The sequence below is a fragment of the Streptomyces hilarionis genome, from assembly GCF_024539675.1.
In the GTDB taxonomy this organism is placed as follows: Bacteria; Actinomycetota; Actinomycetes; order Streptomycetales; family Streptomycetaceae; genus Streptomyces; species Streptomyces hilarionis.
Genome location: NZ_JAHHIT010000161.1, coordinates 1 through 20,626, shown reverse-complemented (window position 1 = coordinate 20,626; position 20,626 = coordinate 1). Strand labels below are relative to the sequence as shown.

The 20,626-nt window shown below is 73.6% G+C and carries 19 protein-coding genes; 10 read left to right on the top strand and 9 right to left on the bottom strand.

Annotated elements, in window-relative coordinates; translation table 11 throughout:
- Positions 1-137 precede the first annotated feature (137 nt).
- The 3 genes from KMS84_RS31210 to KMS84_RS31200 are packed head-to-tail and all read right to left on the bottom strand — an operon-like array spanning position 138 to position 2,492.
- Entirely contained in the window at positions 138-911 is a 774-nt protein-coding gene (locus KMS84_RS31210) for an enoyl-CoA hydratase/isomerase family protein (RefSeq protein ID WP_256919839.1), read from the bottom strand.
- Entirely contained in the window at positions 908-1,324 is a 417-nt protein-coding gene (locus KMS84_RS31205; protein WP_256919838.1) for a Zn-ribbon domain-containing OB-fold protein, read from the bottom strand. The genes KMS84_RS31210 and KMS84_RS31205 overlap by 4 nt, the downstream gene beginning before the upstream one ends.
- 22 nt (positions 1,325-1,346) lie before the next feature.
- The gene (locus KMS84_RS31200; RefSeq protein WP_256919837.1) at positions 1,347-2,492 is read right to left on the bottom strand and encodes a lipid-transfer protein; all 1,146 of its coding nucleotides are present in this window, start codon (positions 2,490-2,492) and stop codon (positions 1,347-1,349) included.
- A gap of 95 nt (positions 2,493-2,587) precedes the next feature.
- Between KMS84_RS31200 and KMS84_RS31195 the strand changes: the two genes are divergently transcribed.
- The 3 genes from KMS84_RS31195 (at position 2,588) to KMS84_RS31185 (ending at position 4,971) form a co-directional block, all read left to right on the top strand.
- The gene (locus tag KMS84_RS31195; RefSeq protein WP_256919836.1) at positions 2,588-4,207 is read left to right on the top strand and encodes a FadD3 family acyl-CoA ligase; all 1,620 of its coding nucleotides are present in this window, start codon (positions 2,588-2,590) and stop codon (positions 4,205-4,207) included.
- Positions 4,208-4,273: 66 nt separating this feature from the next.
- Positions 4,274-4,636 (top strand): type II toxin-antitoxin system RelE/ParE family toxin, encoded by a 363-nt coding sequence (locus KMS84_RS31190; RefSeq protein ID WP_256919835.1) that lies wholly within the window; start codon positions 4,274-4,276, stop codon positions 4,634-4,636.
- A complete protein-coding gene (locus tag KMS84_RS31185; protein WP_256919834.1) occupies positions 4,633-4,971 on the top strand; it encodes an XRE family transcriptional regulator in 339 nt (112 codons plus the stop codon). The genes KMS84_RS31190 and KMS84_RS31185 overlap by 4 nt, the downstream gene beginning before the upstream one ends.
- Positions 4,972-5,060: 89 nt before the next feature.
- Here KMS84_RS31185 and KMS84_RS31180 read toward each other — a convergent pair whose 3' ends face one another.
- Both KMS84_RS31180 and afsR read right to left on the bottom strand, forming a co-directional pair.
- A complete protein-coding gene (locus KMS84_RS31180) occupies positions 5,061-5,258 on the bottom strand; it encodes a hypothetical protein (protein ID WP_256919833.1) in 198 nt (65 codons plus the stop codon).
- Between the two features lie 246 nt (positions 5,259-5,504).
- A complete protein-coding gene (gene afsR, locus KMS84_RS31175; RefSeq protein WP_256919832.1) occupies positions 5,505-8,534 on the bottom strand; it encodes an SARP-family global regulator AfsR in 3,030 nt (1,009 codons plus the stop codon).
- A gap of 207 nt (positions 8,535-8,741) precedes the next feature.
- On the opposite strand from afsR, the gene KMS84_RS31170 reads away from it, so the two are divergent.
- Both KMS84_RS31170 and KMS84_RS31165 read left to right on the top strand, forming a co-directional pair.
- Positions 8,742-10,004, top strand: a complete 1,263-nt coding sequence (locus KMS84_RS31170) for an amidohydrolase family protein (protein WP_256919831.1) — start codon at positions 8,742-8,744, stop codon at positions 10,002-10,004.
- On the top strand, positions 10,001-10,921 hold the full coding sequence (locus KMS84_RS31165) for an LLM class F420-dependent oxidoreductase (protein WP_256919830.1): 921 nt from the start codon (positions 10,001-10,003) through the stop codon (positions 10,919-10,921). The genes KMS84_RS31170 and KMS84_RS31165 overlap by 4 nt, the downstream gene beginning before the upstream one ends.
- 39 nt (positions 10,922-10,960) lie before the next feature.
- Here KMS84_RS31165 and KMS84_RS31160 read toward each other — a convergent pair whose 3' ends face one another.
- A complete protein-coding gene (locus KMS84_RS31160) occupies positions 10,961-12,430 on the bottom strand; it encodes a M1 family metallopeptidase (RefSeq protein ID WP_256919829.1) in 1,470 nt (489 codons plus the stop codon).
- A 233-nt stretch (positions 12,431-12,663) separates the two neighbouring features.
- Here KMS84_RS31160 and KMS84_RS31155 point away from each other — a divergent pair, with 233 nt between their 5' ends.
- From KMS84_RS31155 to KMS84_RS31140, 4 genes are all read left to right on the top strand, one after another.
- The gene (locus tag KMS84_RS31155; RefSeq protein WP_256919828.1) at positions 12,664-13,434 is read left to right on the top strand and encodes an SDR family NAD(P)-dependent oxidoreductase; all 771 of its coding nucleotides are present in this window, start codon (positions 12,664-12,666) and stop codon (positions 13,432-13,434) included.
- A gap of 107 nt (positions 13,435-13,541) precedes the next feature.
- Entirely contained in the window at positions 13,542-14,660 is a 1,119-nt protein-coding gene (locus tag KMS84_RS31150) for an LLM class flavin-dependent oxidoreductase (RefSeq protein WP_285894190.1), read from the top strand.
- Positions 14,661-14,815: 155 nt separating this feature from the next.
- A complete protein-coding gene (locus KMS84_RS31145; protein ID WP_256919826.1) occupies positions 14,816-16,546 on the top strand; it encodes an N-acyl-D-amino-acid deacylase family protein in 1,731 nt (576 codons plus the stop codon).
- The gene (locus tag KMS84_RS31140) at positions 16,543-18,006 is read left to right on the top strand and encodes an aldehyde dehydrogenase family protein (protein WP_256919825.1); all 1,464 of its coding nucleotides are present in this window, start codon (positions 16,543-16,545) and stop codon (positions 18,004-18,006) included. The genes KMS84_RS31145 and KMS84_RS31140 overlap by 4 nt, the downstream gene beginning before the upstream one ends.
- A gap of 127 nt (positions 18,007-18,133) precedes the next feature.
- Here KMS84_RS31140 and KMS84_RS31135 read toward each other — a convergent pair whose 3' ends face one another.
- Together KMS84_RS31135 and KMS84_RS31130 are read right to left on the bottom strand one after the other, a co-directional pair.
- Complete coding sequence (locus KMS84_RS31135) at positions 18,134-18,529, bottom strand: nitroreductase/quinone reductase family protein (protein WP_256919824.1); 396 nt, start codon at positions 18,527-18,529, stop codon at positions 18,134-18,136.
- Positions 18,530-18,647: 118 nt separating this feature from the next.
- Positions 18,648-18,884 carry a hypothetical protein gene (locus KMS84_RS31130; RefSeq protein WP_256919823.1) on the bottom strand — a complete coding sequence of 79 codons (237 nt, stop codon included), beginning with the start codon at positions 18,882-18,884 and terminating at the stop codon, positions 18,648-18,650.
- Positions 18,885-19,048: 164 nt separating this feature from the next.
- Between KMS84_RS31130 and KMS84_RS31125 the strand changes: the two genes are divergently transcribed.
- Positions 19,049-19,894 carry an LLM class F420-dependent oxidoreductase gene (locus KMS84_RS31125; RefSeq protein WP_256919822.1) on the top strand — a complete coding sequence of 282 codons (846 nt, stop codon included), beginning with the start codon at positions 19,049-19,051 and terminating at the stop codon, positions 19,892-19,894.
- 27 nt (positions 19,895-19,921) lie between these two features.
- On the opposite strand, the gene KMS84_RS31120 is transcribed toward KMS84_RS31125, so the two are convergent.
- On the bottom strand, positions 19,922-20,503 hold the full coding sequence (locus KMS84_RS31120) for a hypothetical protein (RefSeq protein WP_256919821.1): 582 nt from the start codon (positions 20,501-20,503) through the stop codon (positions 19,922-19,924).
- Positions 20,504-20,626: the final 123 nt, after the last annotated feature.

Sequence of the window (20,626 nt, the reverse complement as noted above, 5' to 3'; positions counted from 1 at the left end):
GGAGGGGCGTGGGCTGTGGTGGGGCGGGGCCGGCGGCCGCGGTGGTCGGGCTGCCCGTGGGGCGCGGGGCGACCGCGTCGCGTCCGCCCGGCCGCGTGGTGGGCGGGCCGGTCGGGCCGAGCAGGGCTCGGGGTGTTTCAGCGGACGTGCGGGGGCGTGTCCGGTCGGGTCGTGAACAGGCGTGCCTGCTCCTCGCCGGGCAGGTTGCCCAGGGCGATGAGGTGCGGCGCCTGCGCGTACGCCGAGGCGAGGGCCGCCTCCTTCGCCGCCCACAGGGCCCGCACCGTGCCCTGGACGCCGGCGGGGGGATACCCGGCGACGACGGCGGCGCAGGCGACGGCCGCCGCCGACGCGCCGCCCGGGTCGGTGACCTCGCAGACCAGGCCGATCTCATGGGCGCGCCGCGCCGAGACGCGTTCCGCCGTGCCCATGAGCATCATCCGCGCGACCTCCCCGTGGGGCATGCGCTGCGCGAGGAGCGCCGACTCGTACGCGCTGACCATCCCGTAGGTGGTGTGGGGGTCGAAGAAGACGGCGTCGGCGCCCGCGACGACGAACTCGCACTCGCCCAGCAGGTAGAAGGCGCCCCCGCAGGCCATGCCCTCCACGGCGGCGATCACCGGCTTCCACAGGTCGTTCGCCTTGGGGCCGACCGTGAGCAGCGGATCGTCCAGCATGTACGGGGAGCCGGGCTGCGGCACGACGGCGTCCCGGTCGATGCCGGTGGAGAACGCCCGGCCTCCGGCGCCGGTCAGGACGACGGCGCGCACGCGGTCGTCGAAGCGCAACCCGCGCCAGACGTCACGCAGTTCGGCGGCCGTGTCGAGGTCGACGGCGTTGAGCCGGTGCGGCCGGTCGAGGGTCACGACCGCCACGCCGGTGTCCTCGTCGACGTCGAGGCGCACGCTCACGGCCGCTCCAGGACCCAGCTGGGCAGTCCGTCGCCGTCGAAGACGACCTGGACCCGGGCGCCGATCCGGATCCGGTCGGGGGGAAAGGAGCCGAGCGGCGCTCCGGGGCCGCTCACCAGGTTCCCGACCATCCGTATCCGGGGCGTCTCGGCCAGTTCGACGACGATCACGTTGTAGGGGGCCAGTGCCGCGTACTCCGGCAGCAGGGGCGGGTGCGGGACGACGTAGGACCAGATCCGTCCGCGTCCCGACACGGGCCGCCACTCGCTCGCGAAGGACTGGCAGTGCGGGCAGCAGGGGCGGGGCGGGAACCGGGGCTCGCCGCAGTCGGCGCACGTCTGGACGCGGAGCTCGCCGCGGGCGGCGTACCGCCAGAAGGGGGCGCCGTCGGGGTCGGTGACGGGGGTGAGCATGGTGGGTCAACTCCTCGGGCTGTCAGTTCCTGAGCAGCAGGGCGGACGTCGGCACGCCCTCGCCGGCGGTGACGAGACAGGCGGCGGCGTCCGGCACCTGGGCGGTGCTGGTCCCGCGCAGCTGTTTGACGCCTTCGTTGATCAGGTTGAAGCCGTGGACGTAGGCCTCGCTCAGTCCGCCCCCGCCGGTGTTGATGGGCAGCCGTCCGCCGGTCTCCAGGGCGCCGCCCTCGGTGAAGGCGCCGCCCTCGCCGCGCCCGCAGAAGCCGTACCCCTCCAGGGAGAGCGGCACGAGGGGGGTGAACGCGTCGTAGATCTGGGCGACGTCGACGTCGGCGGGGGTGAGGTCGGCGTGCTTCCACAGGTGTCCGGCCGCGGTCCAGGCGGGGCCGGTCAGCGGGTCGTCGTTCCAGTAGTTGACCATGCCGTGGTGCTGGGCGGGCAGGCCCTGCGCCGCGGAGTGCACGTAGACGGGCCGCTGCCGGCAGTCGCGGGCCCGTTCCCTGCCGACGATCACGCAGGCCAGCGCCCCGTCCGTCTCCAGGCAGTTGTCGTAGAGGCACAGGGGTTCGCTGATCCAGCGGGCGTTCATGTACATCTCGCGGGTGAGCGGCCGCTCGTACATGATCGCCGCCGGGTTCTGGTTGGCGCGGTTGCGGCAGGCGAGGGCGACGTTGAAGAGGTGGTCGCGGGTCGTGCCGTACTCGTGCATGTAGCGGCGGGCCAGCATGGCTATCTCGTCGGCGGGCCGCAGCAGCCCGAAGGGCCGGGTCCACTGGGCCGGCGTGGGCAGCTGGACGGCCGTGTTCGTCCAGGGGCGCGGCCCGCTGCCCCGCTTGCGCGAGCGCCAGGCCACCCCGACCGTCGCCTGCCCGGCGGCGATCGCGGCGGCGAGGTGGGCGACGGTGGCGCACGAACCGCCGCCGCCGAAGCCGACCTTGCTGAAGAAGGTGAGGTCGCCGAAGCCGACGGCCTTGGCGAGCTCGACCTCGTCGGTCTCCTCCATGGTGTAGGAGGCGAGCGCGTCGACCTCGCCCGGCGCGATGCCCGCGTCGTCCAGGGCGGCGAGGACGGCCCGGCAGGCGAGCGTCTTCTCGGACTCGGGGAGGTGCTTGGCGAAGGGGGTCTGACCGATGCCGACGATGGCGGTGGCGTCCTTGAGGGTCACGCTGCGCGCACCTCCGCTGTGCGATAGGACCGCTGACAGTCCGTCAGGTTACAGCTAATCTGACGGGTAGTCAGCTAGCGGGTGGGAGGCGCGTGATGCGCGGTGACGTGGAGTGGGGCAGCATCCCGGGCCTGGTGCGCGCGGCGGCCGAACGGTACGCCGACACCGAGGCGGTGGTGGAGGGCCGCACCCGGATCTCGTACGCCGAACTCGGCGCCCGTGTGGAGCGTGCGGCGGCGGCCTGCCTGGCGAACGGGGTCCGCGCGGGCGACCGGGTCGGCATCTGGGCCCCGAACTGCCTGGAGTGGATGGTCGCGGCCCTGGGCGCGGTGTCGGCCGGGGCGGTGCTCGTGCCGGTCAACACCCGCTTCAAGGGCGCGGAGGCGGCCGACGTGCTGCGCAGGAGCGGGGCCGGGCTGCTGTTCGTGACCGGCACGTTCCTCGGCGCCTCGTACGTGGCGTCGCTGCGGCGGGCGGCCGGGGAGGGGCCCGGGGCGGGACCGCTCGCGGGCCTGCCCGCGCTGGAACAGGTGGTCGTGCTGTCGGACGACGCCCCGGAGGACTTCCGCACCTGGAAGGACTTCCTCGCGAGCGGGGAGGGCGTGGGGCGGGCCGAGGTCCGCCGGCGCGCGGACGCGGTGCGCGGGGACCAGCCCTCGGACATCGTCTTCACCTCGGGGACGACGGGCCGTCCCAAGGGCGCGGTGATCACGCACGCGCAGACCCTGCGGGCCTACGGCATCTGGACCGACCTGGCGGGGCTGCGGCGCGGCGACCGCTACCTGATCGTGAACCCCTTCTTCCACACCTTCGGCTACAAGGCGGGGGTGATCGCCTGCCTGATGCGGGGCGCGACGATGATCCCGCAGCCCGTGTTCGACGTGGACGCGGTGCTGGCGCACGTGGCGTCGGAACGGGTCTCGGTGCTGCCCGGGCCCCCGACGCTGCACCAGTCCCTGCTGGACCACCCCACCCGCGACCAGCACGACCTCTCGGCGCTGCGGCTGGTGGTGACCGGCGCGGCGGTGGTCCCGCTGCGTCTGGTGGAGCGGCTGCGGGGCGAACTCGGCGTGGAGACGGTGCTGACGGCGTACGGGCTGTCGGAGGCGAGCGGCATCGTCACGATGTGCCGCCGCGGCGACGAGCCGGACGTCGTCGCCGCCACCTCGGGCCGGGCCATCGCGGGCACGGAGGTGAAGGTCGTCGACGAGCGCGGCGCCGAGCAGGCCCCGGGCGCGCCGGGCGAGGTGCTCGTGCGGGGCTTCAACGTCATGGGCGGCTACTACGAGGACCCGGCGGCCACGGCCCTCGCGCTGACCCCGGACGGCTGGCTGCGCACCGGGGACGTCGGCGTCCTGGACGCCGCCGGCAACCTCCGCATCACCGACCGCATCAAGGACATGTTCATCGTCGGTGGGTTCAACGCCTACCCGGCGGAGATAGAGCAACTCCTCGGGCTGCACCCGGACGTGGCCGACGTCGCCGTCGTCGGCGTCCCCGACCCCCGCCTGGGCGAGGTGGGCCGGGCCTACGTCGTGCGGCGGCCCGGCGCGGTGACGACGGCCGACGACCTGATCGCCTGGGCCCGCCGCGAGATGGCGAACTACAAGGTGCCCCGGTCCGTGGAGTTCGTCCCCCGTCTGCCCCGCAACGCGAGCGGCAAGGTCGTGAAGGGGGAGCTGCGGGCGCTCGGGGGGCGTCACCCGGGAGAGTGAGGGGACGCTGATCCCGTCCGATGGGTTAACACTTGCGTTAATTTTCCGGGCACGGCTCAAGGGGAAGTGATTCTGGTCGCCGAAGTGGTGACCTGGTTCGAGGCGCCGGCGCAGTCGGATCCAGCCAGTGCGAGGCAGGTCGAAGTCGCCGTGGACACACTGGCGGACCACGGTCCTGCCCTCGGCCGACCTCTGGTCGATCGCATCAAAGGCTCGGAGTGGCACCACATGAAGGAGCTGAGGCCTGGGTCATCGGGCCGGACCGGGATTCGCGTCCTCTTCGCCTTCGACACCGTGCGTCGCGCCGTTCTCCTGGTCGCCGGAGACAAGGCCGGAGACTGGAGTGGCTGGTACGACGCCAACGTCCCGATCGCCGAGAAGCGGTACCAGGATCACATCACCGAGCTGGAAACGAGGGAGTACGAATGAGCAGCGTCGGCTGGGAGGAAGTCAAGAAGAGGGTTCACGAGCAGCAGCGGGCCGCCGGGATCCCGCTGATGACACCGGCGGAGAAGCAGGAGGCGAAAGACCGCCTGTTCGCCGAGATCCGGGCCCACAAGCTCGCCGAGCTCCGTCGTGAGCAGGACCTCACCCAGCGGGATGTCGCCGACTCCATGGGGGTGTCCACGCCCCGGATCTCGGCGATCGAGCACGGGGAGATCGATCGCACGGAGGTCGCCACCCTGCGCTCCTACGTGCGGGCCCTGGGCGGCGAACTCCGGGTCGTCGCGGACTTCGGGGACACGCAGTACACGGTCGCGTGACCGCACGCCGTCCGGCTCCGGGCACGCCTCGGCCGCGGCGGCGCCCCCTCCGCGCCGCCGCGGCCGATCCCCGTCGGGTGTGGCTCGTGTCAGGCCTTCTCGTCGGTCGCGTGGAAGTCGGCCGGCTTGGCGAGCGGCTCGGTGGTGGCGTGGAAGTCCTTGGCGGCGATCTCCTCGCCCGCCGCGTCCGCGGCCGGCCGGGTCTCGGCGATGACCGCCGGGGTCTGCGCCTTCTCGCTGGTCGCGTGGAAGTCCGCGGGCTTGACGGCGCCGGTGTTGTCGGCCATGAGGTGACTCCTAGGAAGTGAGGCGTGACGAACGGATGGGAGCGGGACCGCCCGGCAGTACCCCCGTGGATTGCCGGGCGGCTCCCGCACGGCCGTTCACCTTAGGCGGCGTCCTGTGGCCTGATCCACGAGACCCCTCCCGGCTGCGCGGCCGTCGGCCGAGCCGTCTGCCCCCCGACGCGACGGTCCGGCCCCACTGACAGTGCCGCACGGCGATAAACGAACGATGAACGCCCGCGCGGTCCCTCACCCCACCGGCGCCGAGGCCAGCAGCGCGCGCACGTCCGCCGCCTCGGGCGACTTCAGCGCCTCGAGCGCCGTCAGCGCCTCCTGCCAGCACACCCGCGCCCGGTCGAGCTGGCCGATGCCGTGCAGGCCCCGGCCGAGGGCCGTCAGGACGTTGGCGCGCCGCCACTCCCCGCCGATGCCGTGCAGGACGGCGAGGGCCTGTTCCGCACTGGCGGCGGCGCGGGCCGGGGCGTCGTCGGCGAGATGGAGCTCGGCGAGCCGGAAGAGGGTCATGCCGTGCCACAGCTGCTGACGGGCGTCCTGGAACATGCCGAGGGCGTCGGTCAGCGCCTCCAGCGCCAGCGTGATCTCCCCGGCGCTGGTCAGCGCCAGCCCCAGGGCGTACTTGCCGTTGGCCAGGCGCAGGGCCATGCCGGTGTCGTCGCGCTCGTAGAGGGTGACGCCCTGCCGGGCCAGGAGGACGGCGCTGTCGATGCGGCCGGTCGCGAGATGGACCCGGGACAGGTTGCACAGCGCGCTGGCCTCGCCCGGCGCGTTGCGGTCGGCGCGGAACGCGGCCAGCGCCCCGGTGAGGTGCTGCTCCGCCTCGTCGTGCCGGCCCGTGTAGAGGGCGAGGATGCCCTGCTGGTTGGGCGCCTGGGCGCACACGACCGGGTCCCCGGCGGCCAGGCCCAGCTTCAGCGCCGCGGCCGCCTCCCGGTCCGACTCGTCGAACTGGCCCGAGACGCCCAGAATGTGACTGTGCATCAGGCGGGCGCGGCCCTCCGCGTAGGGGTCCCCGGTCCGCTGTGCGGCGGTGACCACCGCGGTGGCCGCCCGCACGTACTGGCGCGAGCTGATCCCCGACTCCCCGAGGTCGACGGCCGCGAGGAGCAGGTCGGCCGCGCGCCGCAGCACGCCCGCCGTGCCCGCCTGCTGCACGGCCGCCAGCAGGCCGCTGGCCTCGGCGAAGAGCCAGTCCAGCGCCCGGCCCCGGTCGGGGAACTCCAGGCCGGGGTAGCTGCCGCGGCTCAGGTGGTCCAGCACCCGCTCCCCGGGCCGCTCGATCGCGTAGACGCCCGTGGCGGTCGCCAGGTAGAAGTCCAGCAGCCGCGACATCGCGGCCTCCGTCCCCCGCTGCCCCGAGGGCGCGGGGTCCGCCCCCGCGGCGGCCGGCTCCTCGTCGCGTTCCGCGCAGGACCGCGCGTACAGCCGCACCAGGTCGTGGTACCGGTAGCGGCCGGGGGCCGCGGACTCCAGCAGGGAGGTGTCCACCAGGGACTCCAGCAGGTCCTCGGCGTCCTCCACCGGCAGGTCCAGGACGGCGGCGGCCGCGGCGAGGGAGACGTCCGGGCCGTCCGCCAGGCCCAGCAGGCGGAACGCGCGGGCCTGGGCGGGCTCCAGCGCGCCGTAGCCGAGCTCGAAGGTCGCCTTCACGGCGAGGTCGCCGGCCTGTAGCTCGTCCAGTCTGCGCCGCTCGTCGGCGAGCTTCGCCGCCAGCACCGACACCGTCCAGGTGCGGCGGGCCGCGAGCCGGGAGGCGGCGATGCGGATGGCCAGCGGAAGGAAGCCGCAGGCCGCCACCACGTCCAGGGCGGCCTCCCGCTCGGCGGCCACCCGCTCCTCGCCGACGATGCGGGTGAACAGGGCCAGCGCCTCGTCGGGGGACATCACGTCCAGGTCGACCAGGTGCGCGCCCGCGAGGTCGACCATCCGCACCCGGCTGGTGATCAGCGCCGCGCAGCCCTCCGTGCCCGGCAGCAGCGGCCGCACCTGCGCCGCGTCCCTGGCGTTGTCGAGCAGCACCAGCACCCGGCGTCCGTCCAGCACGGAGCGGTACAGCGCCGCGCGTTCGGCCGGTGAGTCCGGCACCGCCGAGTCGGGTGTGCCGAGCGCCCGCAGGAACGAGCCCAGCACGGTCTCCGGGTCGGCGGCCCGCGCCCCCGCGCCCTGGAGATCGACGTACAACTGCCCGTCGGGGAAGGCGGAGCGCGCCTGGTGGGCGATGTGCACGGCGAGGGTCGTCTTGCCGACGCCGCCGATGCCGGCCAGCGCGGACACGGCCATCACCCGGCCCGTCCCGTCGGCCCCGGCGGGCCCGGACGCCGCCGCCAGCACCTCGCTCAGCTCCCGCACGAACGCCGAGCGCCCGGTGAAGTCGGGCACGGTCGCCGGGAGCTGGGCGGGCCGCACCCGCACCACCGCGGGCTGCTCGGCCGGCGCGGACGGCTCGGCCAGCTCCGGGTCGGCCTGAAGGATGCGGCGCTGTAGCTCGCGCAGTCCCGCGCGCGGGTCCACGCCCAGCTCCTCCGCCAGCAGCCGCCGGGTGTCCGCGTACACCGCGAGCGCCTCCGCCTGCCGGCCGCTGCGGTACAGCGCCAGCATCAGCAGCTCGCGCAGCCGCTCGCGCAGCGGGTACGCGGCCGTCAGCGCCGTCAGCTCCGAGACCGCCTCCGCGTGGCAGCCCTGCTCCAGGTCCATGTCCAGGCGGGCTTCCAGCAGCCCGAGCCGCCACTCCTCCAGCCGGACGCGCTGGGCCTCCGCGTACGGCCCCGGGACCCCGGCCAGCGCCTCGCCGTCCCACAGGCCCAGGGCGCGGTTCAGCACCTCGCGGGCGCGGCCCAGCTCGCCGGCCGCCCTGGCCTTCTCCGCGTCGGCCGCCAGCTCCTGCGCGACCGCCAGGTCCAGGGCGCCCTCGCCCAGTCCGCGCACCGCGTACCCGCCCGACTCGCTCACCAGGACGCGCGGGTCCAGTGCCTTGCGCAGCCGGGAGGCGTACGTCCGCACCGCGGCCAGCGCCTGCGAGGGCGGCTCCTCGCCCCACAGGGCGTCGATCAGCTCGGCCGCCGTGGCGGTGCGGCCCTCGCGCAGCAACAGGGCCGCGAGCAGGGCGCGTTGCTGGGGTGAGCCGGTGGCCAGCTGTTCGTCGCCGCGCCGGGCGCGGACCGGGCCGAGCACGTCGAAGCGCAGCGCGGCCGGCTCCCCGGGAGCACCGGGGCGCCTCTGCTGCGGCACGCGTGGGCCGCCGTGCTCTGCGCGGTCGTCCATCAGGGCTCCCCTTAGGCATCCGAAGTACCAGCCCAGTTTGCCCTGTCCGCGCCAAGACCGTCAGCTGCGCGAGACGCCGATCACAGCGCGCCTCACGGGAGTTCACCGACCTCTCACAGGCTCGGCGCACACATCCGGACACAGTCGATCACCGATGGCCCCCGCAGGTTTGCTGACGGGTCGTCAGATCGGCGCTACCGTGCCTCCATGGACACCTCAGCGACCGCCTCGCCCGCCGCAACGCCGGCCACCGCACCGCTCCCGCTGATCATCTCCGTCGACGACCACACCGTGGAGCCGAGCACCGTCTGGCAGGACCGGCTGCCCAGGAAGTACCTCGACGCGGGCCCCAGGGTCGTCCGCGCCCCGCTGAAGGAGATGACCTTCCTCGGCGGCCGCTTCAAACCCGTCATGGGCGAGCCCGGCGACGACGGACCCGTCGGCGACTGGTGGGTCTACGAGGACCTGCGACGGCCCCTGACCCGCCTGGACACCGCCGTCGGTTTCAGCCGCGACGAGATCAGGCTCGAGGTCATCACCTACGAGCAGATGCGCCCCGGCTCCTACGACGTCCCCTCCCGGCTCGCCGACATGGACCTCAACCACGTCCAGTCCGCCGTCTGCTTCCCCACCTTCCCGCGCTTTTGCGGCCAGACCTTCACCGAGGCCGCCGACCACGAGCTGGGCCTGCTCTGCGTGCGCGCCTACAACGACTGGACGGTGGAGGAGTGGTGCGGGCCGGCCGCCCGGGGGCGGCTCGTCCCCCTCACCCTCGTCCCGCTCTGGGACGCCGAACTCGCGGCGGCCGAGGTGCGGCGCAACGCGGCCCGCGGGGTCAGGGCGGTCGCCTTCTCCGAGATACCCCCGCACCTGGGCCTGCCCTCCGTGCACACCGACTACTGGGACCCGTTCCTCGCCGCCTGCGACGAGACCGGCACGGTCGTGGCCATGCACATCGGCTCCAGCAGCCGCATGCCCTCCACGTCGGCGGACGCCCCGCCCGCCGTCGGCTCCACGATCACCTTCGCCAACTGCTGCTTCTCCATGGTCGACTGGCTGATGAGCGGCAAGTTCGAGCGCTTTTCGAACCTGAAGGTGATGTACGCCGAGGGCCAGATCGGCTGGATCCCCTACATCCTGGAGCGGGCCGACGTGGTGTGGGAGGAGAACCGCGGCTGGGGCGGCGTCGCGGACAAGGTGCACCGGCCGCCGTCCGAGCTGTTCGCCGACCACGTCTACGGCTGCTTCTTCGACGACGCCTTCGGGCTGCGCAACCTCGACTCCGTGGGCGTCGGGAACGTCCTGTACGAGACCGACTACCCGCACTCCGACTCCACCTGGCCGAAGTCGCGGGAGGTCGGCGAGGCGCAGATGGGCCATCTGGCCCCGGACGTGGTCGAGCGGATCGTGCGGGGCAACGCCATCGAGCTGCTGGGACTGACCGAGGACGGCCTGTGGAGCCCCCGGTGAGTCCCGCGTACGGCATCCAGCTCCCCGTCCAGTCCCGGTCGACGATCTACGCCGAGCCCTGGGAGGCCGACGCGGGCCCGGCCGACCTGGTCGAGATCGCCCGGGCCGCCGACCGGGCGGGCTTCGCCTACGTCGCCGCCTGCGACCACGTGGCGATCCCGCGCAGACTGGCCGAGGCCATGAGCACCGTCTGGTACGACCCGGTGGCCACCCTCGCGCACGTCGCGGCCGTGACGACCCGCGTGCGCCTGCTCAGCCACGTCGCCGTCGTCGGCCTGCGCCACCCCCTCCTGACGGCGAAGCAGTACGCCACGCTGGACCACCTCAGCGGGGGCCGGCTGATCCTCGGGGTGGGGGCCGGGCACGTGCGCGAGGAGTTCGAGGCGCTGGGCGCGGACTTCGAGCGGCGCGGCGCGGTCCTGGACGAGACGATCGACGCCCTGCGCGCCGCCCTCGGGCCCCAGGAGTTCCCCTCCCACCACGGGAAGTTCTACGACTTCGAGGAGCTCGGCCAGCGGCCCCGTCCGGTCCAGTCCCGCGTCCCCCTCTGGGTCGGCGGGTCGTCCCCGGCCGCCGTGCGCCGGGCCGCGCTCAGAGGCGACGGCTGGCTGCCCCAGGGCGACCCGAGGGACCGGCTCCCCGCACAGATCGAGCGCATCCGCCGCCTGCGCGCCGAGGCCGGCGTCGAGCAGCCGTGCACGCTGGGGGCCATCACCGAGCCCCTCTACGTCGGCACACCCGCCTGGGACGTCGGCCACCGCACCCTCACCGGCCCCCCGCGGGCGCTCGCCGACTCCCTGCGCGCCTACGGGGGGATGGGCGTCGACCAGATCCAGGTCAGGTTCCGCTGCCGCAGCCGCACCGAACTCGTCGACCAGATCAGTGCGTTCGGGGCGGAGGTCGGGCCGCTGCTGTAGAGAGGAAGGAGAGCGCCCGTCTCCCGTCAGGCGCTCCCGTCACGCCCGGGAGGGCTTCTTCCTGCCGAAGAGCCACACGTCGAAGAGCTCACTCAGGTCCTTCCCGGACTCGCTCTCGCACAACGCGATGAACTGCCGGGTGTCGGCGTTGCCGTACCGGTGCAGGCGGGTCCAGGCGCGGAGGATGCCGAAGAACGTCTTCTCGCCCACGGCCTCGCGCACCTTGTGCACGACCATGGCGCCGCGTCCGTAGACGGGCGGGTCGGAGACCCGTGCCGCGCCGGGCGGGTCCGCCGGCGGGAAGGCCCAGATGCCTTCGCTGTCGGAGTCCGTGCCGTCGTAGAAGTCCGCGAAGATCTCGTCGGCGCTTCGGCCGCCCCGATCCTCCTCCCAGAGCCACTCCGCGTAGGTGGCCAGGCCCTCGCTGAGCCACATGTCCTTCCACCTGCGCGGAGTGACGGAATTGCCGAACCACTGGTGCGCCAGCTCATGCACGAGCAGTGCCTCGTCCGGGGCCTCGCCGAAGTAGGGCCTGGTCTGGGTCTCCAGGGCGTAGCCGAGCTCGGGCAGGTGGTCGACCACGGCGCCGGCGGAGGAGAAGGGGTAGGGGCCGAAACGGTCGCCGCCCCAGCCGACGATCTCGGGCACCAGGGCCTTCACGTCCGCGGCCTCCTCCGACTCGGCGGGGTCGACGGCGACGTAGACGGGCAGTCCGTCGTCGGTCGCGGCCTCGTCGATCTCGAAGCGGCCGACGGACAGGTGGGCGAGGTAGCCGGCCATGGGTTCCGCGGTGCGCCAGTGCCAGGTCACCGCCTCGCCCTCGTCCACCTTCGCGGTCAGCGTGCCGTTGCCGACCACGTCGTAGGGGTCGCCGTCGGCGTCCTTGGGCACGGTGACCGTGATGTCGTACGTGGCCTTGTCCGAAGGGTGGTGGTTGCCCGGGAACCAGGTCATGGAGCCGGTCGGCTGGCCCAGGGCCGTCGAGCCGTCGTCGGTCTCGATCCAGCCCTCCAGGCCGCCGTCGTCGCCCTTCAGCACGCGTGGGACGCCGTCGTAGGCGACCACCGTCCTGAAGGTCTCGCCGCGCGCGACCGCCTTCGCCGGGATCACCGTCAACTCGTCGGCGGTCCGACGGAAATCGGCCGCCTCGCCCTGCACGGTGGCGGTGCGCACCACCAGCCCCGACAGGTCGAGGTCGAAGCGGCTCAGGTCCTGGGTGGCCCGCGCCGTGATGACCGCCGTGCCCTTCAGGCGGTTGGTCTCGGGCACGTAGTGCAGGGTCAGCCCGTAATGCGCCACGTCGTAGCCGCCGTTGCCGAGCGTGGGGAACAGCCGGTCGCCCACCCCTGCCGCGCCGGGCTTCGGCCCCCGGGCGGCGCCGTCTCCCGGTGCGGAGCCGGTGCAGGACGTGGTCAGCACCAGGAGCAGCGCTGTTGCCGAGGTCCAGCCGGACGGCCTGCCCGAAGCCGTCCGCCCGGGCCGGCAGCGCTTCACCGCACGCGTCTTCATCCCGTGTCCCCCATTCGTCGCCGGGTTGCGATACGTCAGAAACCGCGAGGGGCGTTCGGGTTGCCTCGAGCGCGGTACCGGTTCTCTCCGCCGCCCGTCCCGCTTGCCGGTCACGCGAGGGGTGCCCGTGCGGTCCGGGATGCCGCCGGATCGGTCCGGACCGCTATCTGACGCATCGTCAGGTACAGCGGTACGATGCCGAGCTCCAGTGATGCGAAGCGAAGGGGTTCGGCATGGGCAAGCTCGACGGACGCGTCGTCCTCGTGACCGGCGCCGCGCGCGGCCAGGGGGAGCAGGAGGCCCGGCTGTTCCGGGCGGAGGGCGCCGAGGTGGTGGTCGCCGACGTCCTGGAGGAACAGGGCGCGGCCCTCGCCGAGGAGATAGGCGCCCTGTACGTCCCGCTCGACGTCGGCAGCGAGGACGCCTGGCGGTCGGCCGTGCGCGCCGCGCAGGAGGCGTACGGCCGGATCGACGGGCTCGTCAACAACGCCGGCATCCTGCGCTTCAACGCCCTGACCGACACGCCCCTCGACGAGTTCATGCAGGTCGTGCGGGTCAACCAGGTGGGCTGCTTCCTGGGCGTCAAGACGGTCGCCCCGGTGATGGCGGACGGCGGGACGATCGTCAACACGGCCTCGTACACCGCGGTGACCGGGATGGCGGCGGTGGGCGCGTACGCGGCGACCAAGCACGCGATCCTCGGCCTGACCCGGGTCGCGGCCCTGGAGCTCGCGCCTCGCGGCATCCGGGTCAACGCCGTGTGCCCGGGTGCGGTCGACACCGCCATGTCCAACCCCTCCCTGCTCGACCCGGACGCGGACCGGGAGGAGACCGCCAAGGCCATCGACGGGCTGTACCGCAAGCTGGTGCCGCTCGGCCGCATCGGCCGCCCCGAGGAAGTGGCCCGGCTGGCGCTGTTCCTCACCTGCGAGGACTCCTCCTACATCACCGGCCAGCCGTTCGTGATCGACGGGGGCTGGCTGGCCGGGGTCAGCATCATCTGAGGGGTCGTCAGGTATTGACCCTCCGTGCGGCGGGTGCGACAGTCGGCCCATCGATCTGACGAGCCGTCAGAAATCGCGGACTTCAGAACCGGGGACGGTGAACCTCCTTGGAATTCGGGCTCTTTGTACAGGGATACGTGGGCAAGCGCGGCGAGACCGACCCGCTCGCCGAGCACAAGGCGCTGATGGAGGAGACCGAGTACGTCATCCAGGCGGACAGGTCCGGATTCAAGTACGCCTGGGCCTCCGAGCACCACTTCCTGGAGGAGTACTCGCACCTCTCCGCCAACGACGTCTACCTCGGCTACCTCGCCCACGCCACCGACCGCATCCACCTCGGCTCGGGCATCTTCAACCCGCTCGCGCAGGTCAACCACCCGGTCAAGGTGGCCGAGAAGGTCGCCATGCTCGACCACCTCACCGGCAACCGTTTCGAGTTCGGATCCGGCCGCGGCGCCGGATCCCACGAGATCCTCGGCTTCCTCCCCGGCATCACCGACATGAACCACACGAAGGAGATCTGGGAGGAGACCGTCGCCGAGTTCCCCAAGATGTGGCTCCAGGACGAGTACGCCGGCTTCCAGGGCAAGCACTGGCAGCTGCCGCCGCGCAAGATCCTGCCGAAGCCGTACGGGAAGTCGCATCCGGCGATGTGGTACGCGGCCGGGTCGCCCCCGTCGTACGCCATGGCGGCGAAGAAGGGCCTCGGGGTGCTGGGCTTCAGCATCCAGAAGGTGTCCGACATGGAGTGGGTGCTGGAGCAGTACAAGACCGCCGTCGTGAACGCCGAGCCCATCGGCGACTTCGTCAACGACAACGTGATGGTGACGACGACCGCGATCTGCGCGCCCACCCACGACGAGGCGATCCGCATCGCCGTCGAGGGCGAACTGCACTACCTGCCGTCCCTGGTGTTCCGCTACCACGACACCTTCCCGCGCCCCGAGGGCTTCCCCGTCTGGCCGGAGACGCTGCCCGAGTACAACGCCGAGTTCGTCGAGCTCCTCATCGAGGAGGAGCTGCTGATCTGCGGCGACCCGGACGAGGTGACCCGCCAGTGCAAGCGGTGGGAGCAGGCCGGGGCCGACCAGCTGTCCTTCGGGCTGCCGGTGGGCGTGCCCAAGGAGGAGACGTTGCAGACGATCCGGCTGATCGGGGAGCACGTCATCCCGAAGATCGACACCGATCCCGTGCACCGGACCACGCGGTTCCGGCAGGGCGCGTAGCCGTAGCCGTAGCCGTAGTCGCTGTCGCTGCCCGCGGCGCGCTGTCGCCGTCGGGGTGCGGGCCGATCCGCGGCCGCGCGCCCGTCGTGGCCGGTCGCGCAGCTCCCCGCGCCCCCGAGCGGCGCTGCCCGCAACGGAGTTGAGGAGGAGCTCTCATGCTCGATCACGTCATCAAGGGGGCGACCGTCGTCGACGGGACCGGCGCCCCCGCCTTCACCGCCGACGTCGGGATCCGCGACGGCCGGATCGCCGTCGTCGGCGACGTCACCGAGGAGGCCCGCGGCCGCGAGGACGCCGCCGGTCTCGTCCTCGCGCCCGGGTTCGTCGACCCGCACACCCACTACGACGCCCAGCTCTTCTGGGACCCGTACGCCACCCCCTCGCTCAACCACGGCGTGACCACCGTCGCGGCCGGGAACTGCGGCTTCACCCTCGCGCCGCTGAACCCCGACCGGCCCGAGGACGCCGACTACACGCGCCGCATGATGTCCAAGGTGGAGGGCATGTCCCTGGTCGCCCTGGAGGAGGGGGCGCCCTGGAACTGGCACGGTTTCGGGGAGTACCTCGACGCCCTCGAAGGGCGCATCGCCGTCAACGCCGGGTTCATGGTGGGGCACTGCGCCCTGCGCCGGTACGTGATGGGGCCGGACGCGGTGGGCGGACAGCCCACCGAGGAGCAACTGGCCGAGATCGTCCGGCTGCTGCACGAGGCGATGGACGCGGGCGCGTGGGGCTTCTCCACCACCCAGTCGTCCACCCACTCCGATGGCGACGGCCGGCCGGTCGCCTCCCGGCACGCGCTTCCCGACGAGCTCCTGGCGTTGTCGCGGGCCGTGGGCGAGCACGAGGGCACCCAGATCGAGGCCATCGTCGCCGGGTGCCTGGACCAGTTCAGCGACGCCGAGATCGACCTGTTCGTGGAGATGAGCGCGGCGGCCGGACGGCCCCTGAACTGGAACGTCCTCACCGTCGACGCGGCCGTCCCGGAGCGGGTGCCCCGCCAGCTCACCGCGAGCGAGCGGGCCCGCAAGGCCGGCGGCAGGGTCGTGGCGCTCACCATGCCGATCCTCACACCGATGAACATGTCCCTGGGCACGTTCTGCGCCCTGAACCTGATCCCCGGCTGGGGGCCGGTCCTGAGCCTGCCCGTCCCGGAGCGCATCGCGAAGCTGCGGGACCCGGCCGTGCGCGCCGAGATGCTGCGGCGGGCCGACTCCAGGGAGGCCGGCGTCTTCCGGCGCCTCGCCGACTTCGGGCGGTACGTCGTCGGCGACACCTACAGCGCGGCGAACGAGGGCCTCACCGGCCGCGTCGTCCGGGACGTCGCCGCCGAGCGCGGCCTCGACCCGTTCGCCTGCCTCGTCGAGATCTGCGCCGCCGACGAGCTGCGCACCGTCCTGTGGCCGATGCCCACCGACAACGACCCCGACTCGTGGGCGCTGCGCGCGCGGACCTGGAGCCACGAGGACGTCCTGCTCGGCGGCTCCGACGCCGGCGCGCACCTGGACCGCATGTGCGGGGCGCCGTACACCACCCGCTTCCTGGGCGACTGCCTGCGCGGCCGGAAGCTGGCCGGGCTGGAGGAGGCGGTGAAGATGCTCACCGACGATCCGGCGCGCCTGTTCGGCCTGCGGGAGCGGGGCCGCGTCCAGGAGGGGTACCACGCGGACCTGGTCCTGTTCGACCCGGAGCGGATCGACGCGGGCAAGGCCACGCTGGTGCACGACCTGCCGGGCGACAGCCCGCGGCTGGACTCCCGGGCGATCGGCGTGCGGGCCGTCTGGGTCAACGGCGTGGCGGTCATCCGGGACGACGTCGTGACGGGCGCCGTGCCGGGGCGGGTGCTGCGCTCGGGCCGGGACACCCGCACGGTGAGCACCGGATGAGCCGGGAACCGGCCGACGGGCAGCGATTGTTCGTGGACGGGGCCTGGGTGGAGCCGGACGGTGGTCACTACGAGGTCGTCGACCCGGCGACCGAGGGGACGGTCGGCTGGGCGCCGGAGGCCTCGCCGGACCAGGTGCGGTCGGCGTGCGCCGCGGCCCGCGAGGCGTTCGGCCCGTGGTCGCGCACCCCGCCGTCGGAGCGGGCGGCGGTGCTGGCCCGGGCGGCCGACCTGATCCGGGCCCGGCTGCTGCCGTACGCCGACCTCGCGCGGGCGGAGACGGGCGCGACGACCGCGACGGCGCGCGGCATGCAGGTCGGGGTGGGCGCGGCCCGCTTCCGCCGCTACGCGTGCGTGGAGAGCGCCGAGTGGCCGGTCCCGCCGCAGATCAACGAGGCCGGTCCGATGGGGAGGGCCGCGGTGATGGGCGCGCTGGCCGTCCGCCAGCCCGTCGGTGTCGTCACCTGTGTCACCTCCTACAACAACCCGTGGGCGAACCCGGCCGGGAAGATCGCCCCCGCTCTGGCCATGGGCAACACGGTCGTGGTCAAACCCGCCCCGCAGGATCCCCTGTCCGTCTACCGGATGGCGGCGGCGCTGGAGGAGGCGGGCGTGCCGCGCGGGGTGGTGAACGTCGTCTCGGGGCGCGCCGTGGAGATCGGTGAGACGGCCGTGTCGTCGCCGGACGTCGACATGGTGAGCTTCACCGGGTCGACGGCCGTCGGGCAGCGCATCGCCGAGGTGTGCGGGCGGCAGATGAAACGCCAGCTGATGGAGCTGGGCGGCAAGGGCGCGGCGGTCGTCCTCGACGACGCCGACCTCGCCTCGGCGGTGGCCGGCATCGGCACCACGTTCTCCTTCTACAGCGGGCAGATCTGCACGGCGCCGACGCGGGTGCTGGCGCAGCGGGGGGTGTACGACCGGCTCGTCGAGCAACTGGCCTCCTACGCACGTCGGTTGACGGTGGGCGATCCGGCCGGGGCGGACACGGTGGTCGGGCCGGTGATCTCGGCCGCGCACCGGGACCGGGTGGAGTCCTACGTCGAACTGGGCCGCAAGGAAGGCGCGGTGGTGGTGACGGGAGGCGAACGCCCGCCGTCGGAGCGGGGCTTCTACGTCGCGCCGACCGTGCTCGCGGACTGCACCAACGACATGCGCGTGGCCCGTGAGGAGATCTTCGGTCCCGTGGTCGTCGTCGTCCCCTTCGACGACGAGGAGGAGGGGGTCGCCCTCGCCAACGACAGCGACTACGGCCTGATCGACTACGTGTGGTCCGCGGACGTGGCGAGGGCGTTCCGGGTGGCACGGCGGCTGCGGGCCGGCGGCGTCGGGATCAACACCGTGGGCCGCAACATGGAGGCGCCGTTCGGCGGCTTCAAGAAGAGCGGGGTCGGCCGCGACGTCGGCTCGTACGCGCTGCACGCGTACAGCGAGGTGCAGGCGATCGTCTGGCCGGGGTGAACCGCCCCGGCCGGCGGGCCCCACCGGTCGTCCCGTCCCCTCTCCCGGGTCGGACACGGCCCGGGAGCCGACTTCGACGGCCGCCGTGCCCCCCGTCCACGGGCCCATGCGGCGGGCACGACGGCTGTCAGACGTCCAGCTCCACCCGCACCGTGAGCAGCCCTGTCCCGAGTGCCCGTACCGCCGTGCTGTTGGCGCGGGGCAGGGTGAGCAGCCGGGCGACCGGGTCGTCCTCGGGCATCAGGTGGGCCGTCCCGGAGTGCCACCGCCCGCCGATGCGCACCCGCACGCGGGGGTCGGCCCGGATGTTGCGGACGTACTGCGATCGTTCCCCGAACTCCGAGACCAGCCAGAACGTGTCGCCGACCCGGCGGCCGCCCAGCGGGGTGCGCCGAGGGAGGCCGGAGGTGCGGCCGGTGGTCTCCAGGAGCGTGTGGAAGGGCAGCCGGCGGGTCAGGGGATTGGCGAGGTACCGCTGGAAGGCGGTCGTCGCACGGAAACGGAGGTCGCTGGAACGGGCCATGGTTCGAGGGCTCCTTCACGAACGGGTCTGCCGGCGTCCATGCTCGCCGACGCCGCCGTCCGAGGCGGCGGCGGGGGGACCTGCCGGACCGGACACGGGGGCGTCGTCCGCGGGGCGGTCACCGGCGGGCGGCGCTCGTGGTGACGATCTCGACGGCGACCTGGAGGGGGGTCCGCGCGTGTCCGAGCAGGGCCCGGGTGACGGCGATCGCAGGGAGGACGCCCACCCCGCGTTCGGCCAGCGACGCCTGGACGGCCTCCATCCCCTCCGCCTCGAGGAGCGGCCGGCAGTGCTCGACCAGCGCGGTCCAGCGGGCGGCCTCCTCGGGGCGCAGTCCGCCGATGTGGTCGAACATGGGGTCCTCCTCCCGTGGGGGTCATCGTACGGGCGGCGGGCGAGGCCGGGCCCCTGTCGATGCCGACCAGTCGGTATGGACACGTGTCCCGTCTCCCGGTACAGATGAGGGCGTCGCCCGCGACGACGCCGTCGACGAAGCCGTACGCAGTGAAAGGGCCGCCCATGCGCATCGCCGTCACGATCTTCCTCACCGACGAGACGATCACCCCCACCCGCCTCGCCCGCGAGCTGGAGGAACGCGGGTTCGCCGGGCTCTATCTGCCCGAGCACACGCACATCCCCGTCGAACGGACCACTCCCTACCCGGCCGGCGGCGACCTGCCCCGCGAGTACGGCCGCACCCTGGATCCCTTCGTCGCCCTCGGGCAGGCGGCGGCCGTGACGCGGACGCTCGGGCTGGGCACCGGCATCACGCTCGTCGCGCAGCACGACCCGATCGACCTGGCCAAGCAGATCGCGACCGTGGACCACCTCTCCGGCGGGCGGCTCACCCTCGGGCTCGGCTACGGGTGGAACGTCGAGGAGGCCGCCGACCACGGCGTGCACTGGCGCACCCGGCGCGAACTGGTCCGCGACCGCATGCGGCTGATGCAGGCGCTGTGGGCGGACGAACCCACCGCGTACGAGGGCGAGTTCGGCGGCGTCCGCGCCAGCACGGCGTACCCCAAGCCCGTGCAGAAGCCGCGCGGCCCGGTCACCGGCCCGCGCACCCTGATCGGCGGGGCCGCCGGACCCAAGCTGTTCGCGCACATCTGCGAGTACGCCGACGGCTGGCTGCCGATCGGCGGCCGCGGCCTGTCCGAGTCACTGCCCGTGCTGCGCTCCGCGTGGGCGGACGCGGGCCGCGATCCGTCCGCCCTTCAGATCGTGCCGTACGCCGTCCAGCCGTCCCCCGGGAAGCTCGCGCACTACGCGGAGCTCGGCGTCGAGGAGGTCGTGGTGCAGCTGCCGCCGGCCGGCGAGGCGGAGGTGCTGGGGCTGCTCGACGGGTTCGCCCCCTTCCTGTAGGCCCGGGCCCCCACCCGGCTCGGGGGCTCAGGCCGCCGACGGACGCAGCGCGGGCGGTGTCAGGTCCTCGCCGGGCCTGTCGTCGCCCTCGCGCCAGCCGGGGTCCACGGCGCAGGCCGCGGACGCGAAGCCGGTGAAGGAGCCGCGGTCGGCGGACCACGCGAACGAGATCCGCTCCTCCCCGTCCGAGCGGGCCGCTTCCAGCTCCCAGGCGTCGCGGGAGGCGTCCCGCCCGTACGAGGTGATGTCCCAGCCGGCGTCGTCGAGGTGGTCGCGCAGCCGGCGCAGGCCGGCCCGCGCCTGCCCGGCGGGGACGTCGGCGAGGGCCCAGCGGTGGTACATCCGGTAGGCGCCGCCGACCTCCTCGTCCGTCAGGCCGCCCCGGTAACAGGCGTCCGAGCCGAGGACGTTCTCGTCGCCGACGACCGGCTGCCCGGGTGCGACCGCGCGCGTGAACCCGAGGACGTCGTACGCCTCCTGGGAATGCTCGGCCAGGCGGTCCGCCGCCGTCCGCGCGGCGGCGCGCGGGAAGTCCGACGCGTCCTTGGTCACGACGGCGATCCAGACCGCGAAGGCGAGCGCCAGGAGCAGCGGCACGGCGAGGAGCACCGCGCATCCGACGCCGGCGGCCCGCGCGGCCGACGCGGCCGTGGCGCCGGTGGTGGTTCCGGCGGTGGTGGTGGTGCGGGCGGGTGCCGGCGCCCGCCCGCGAGTCGGCGGCCAGGCCGGTCA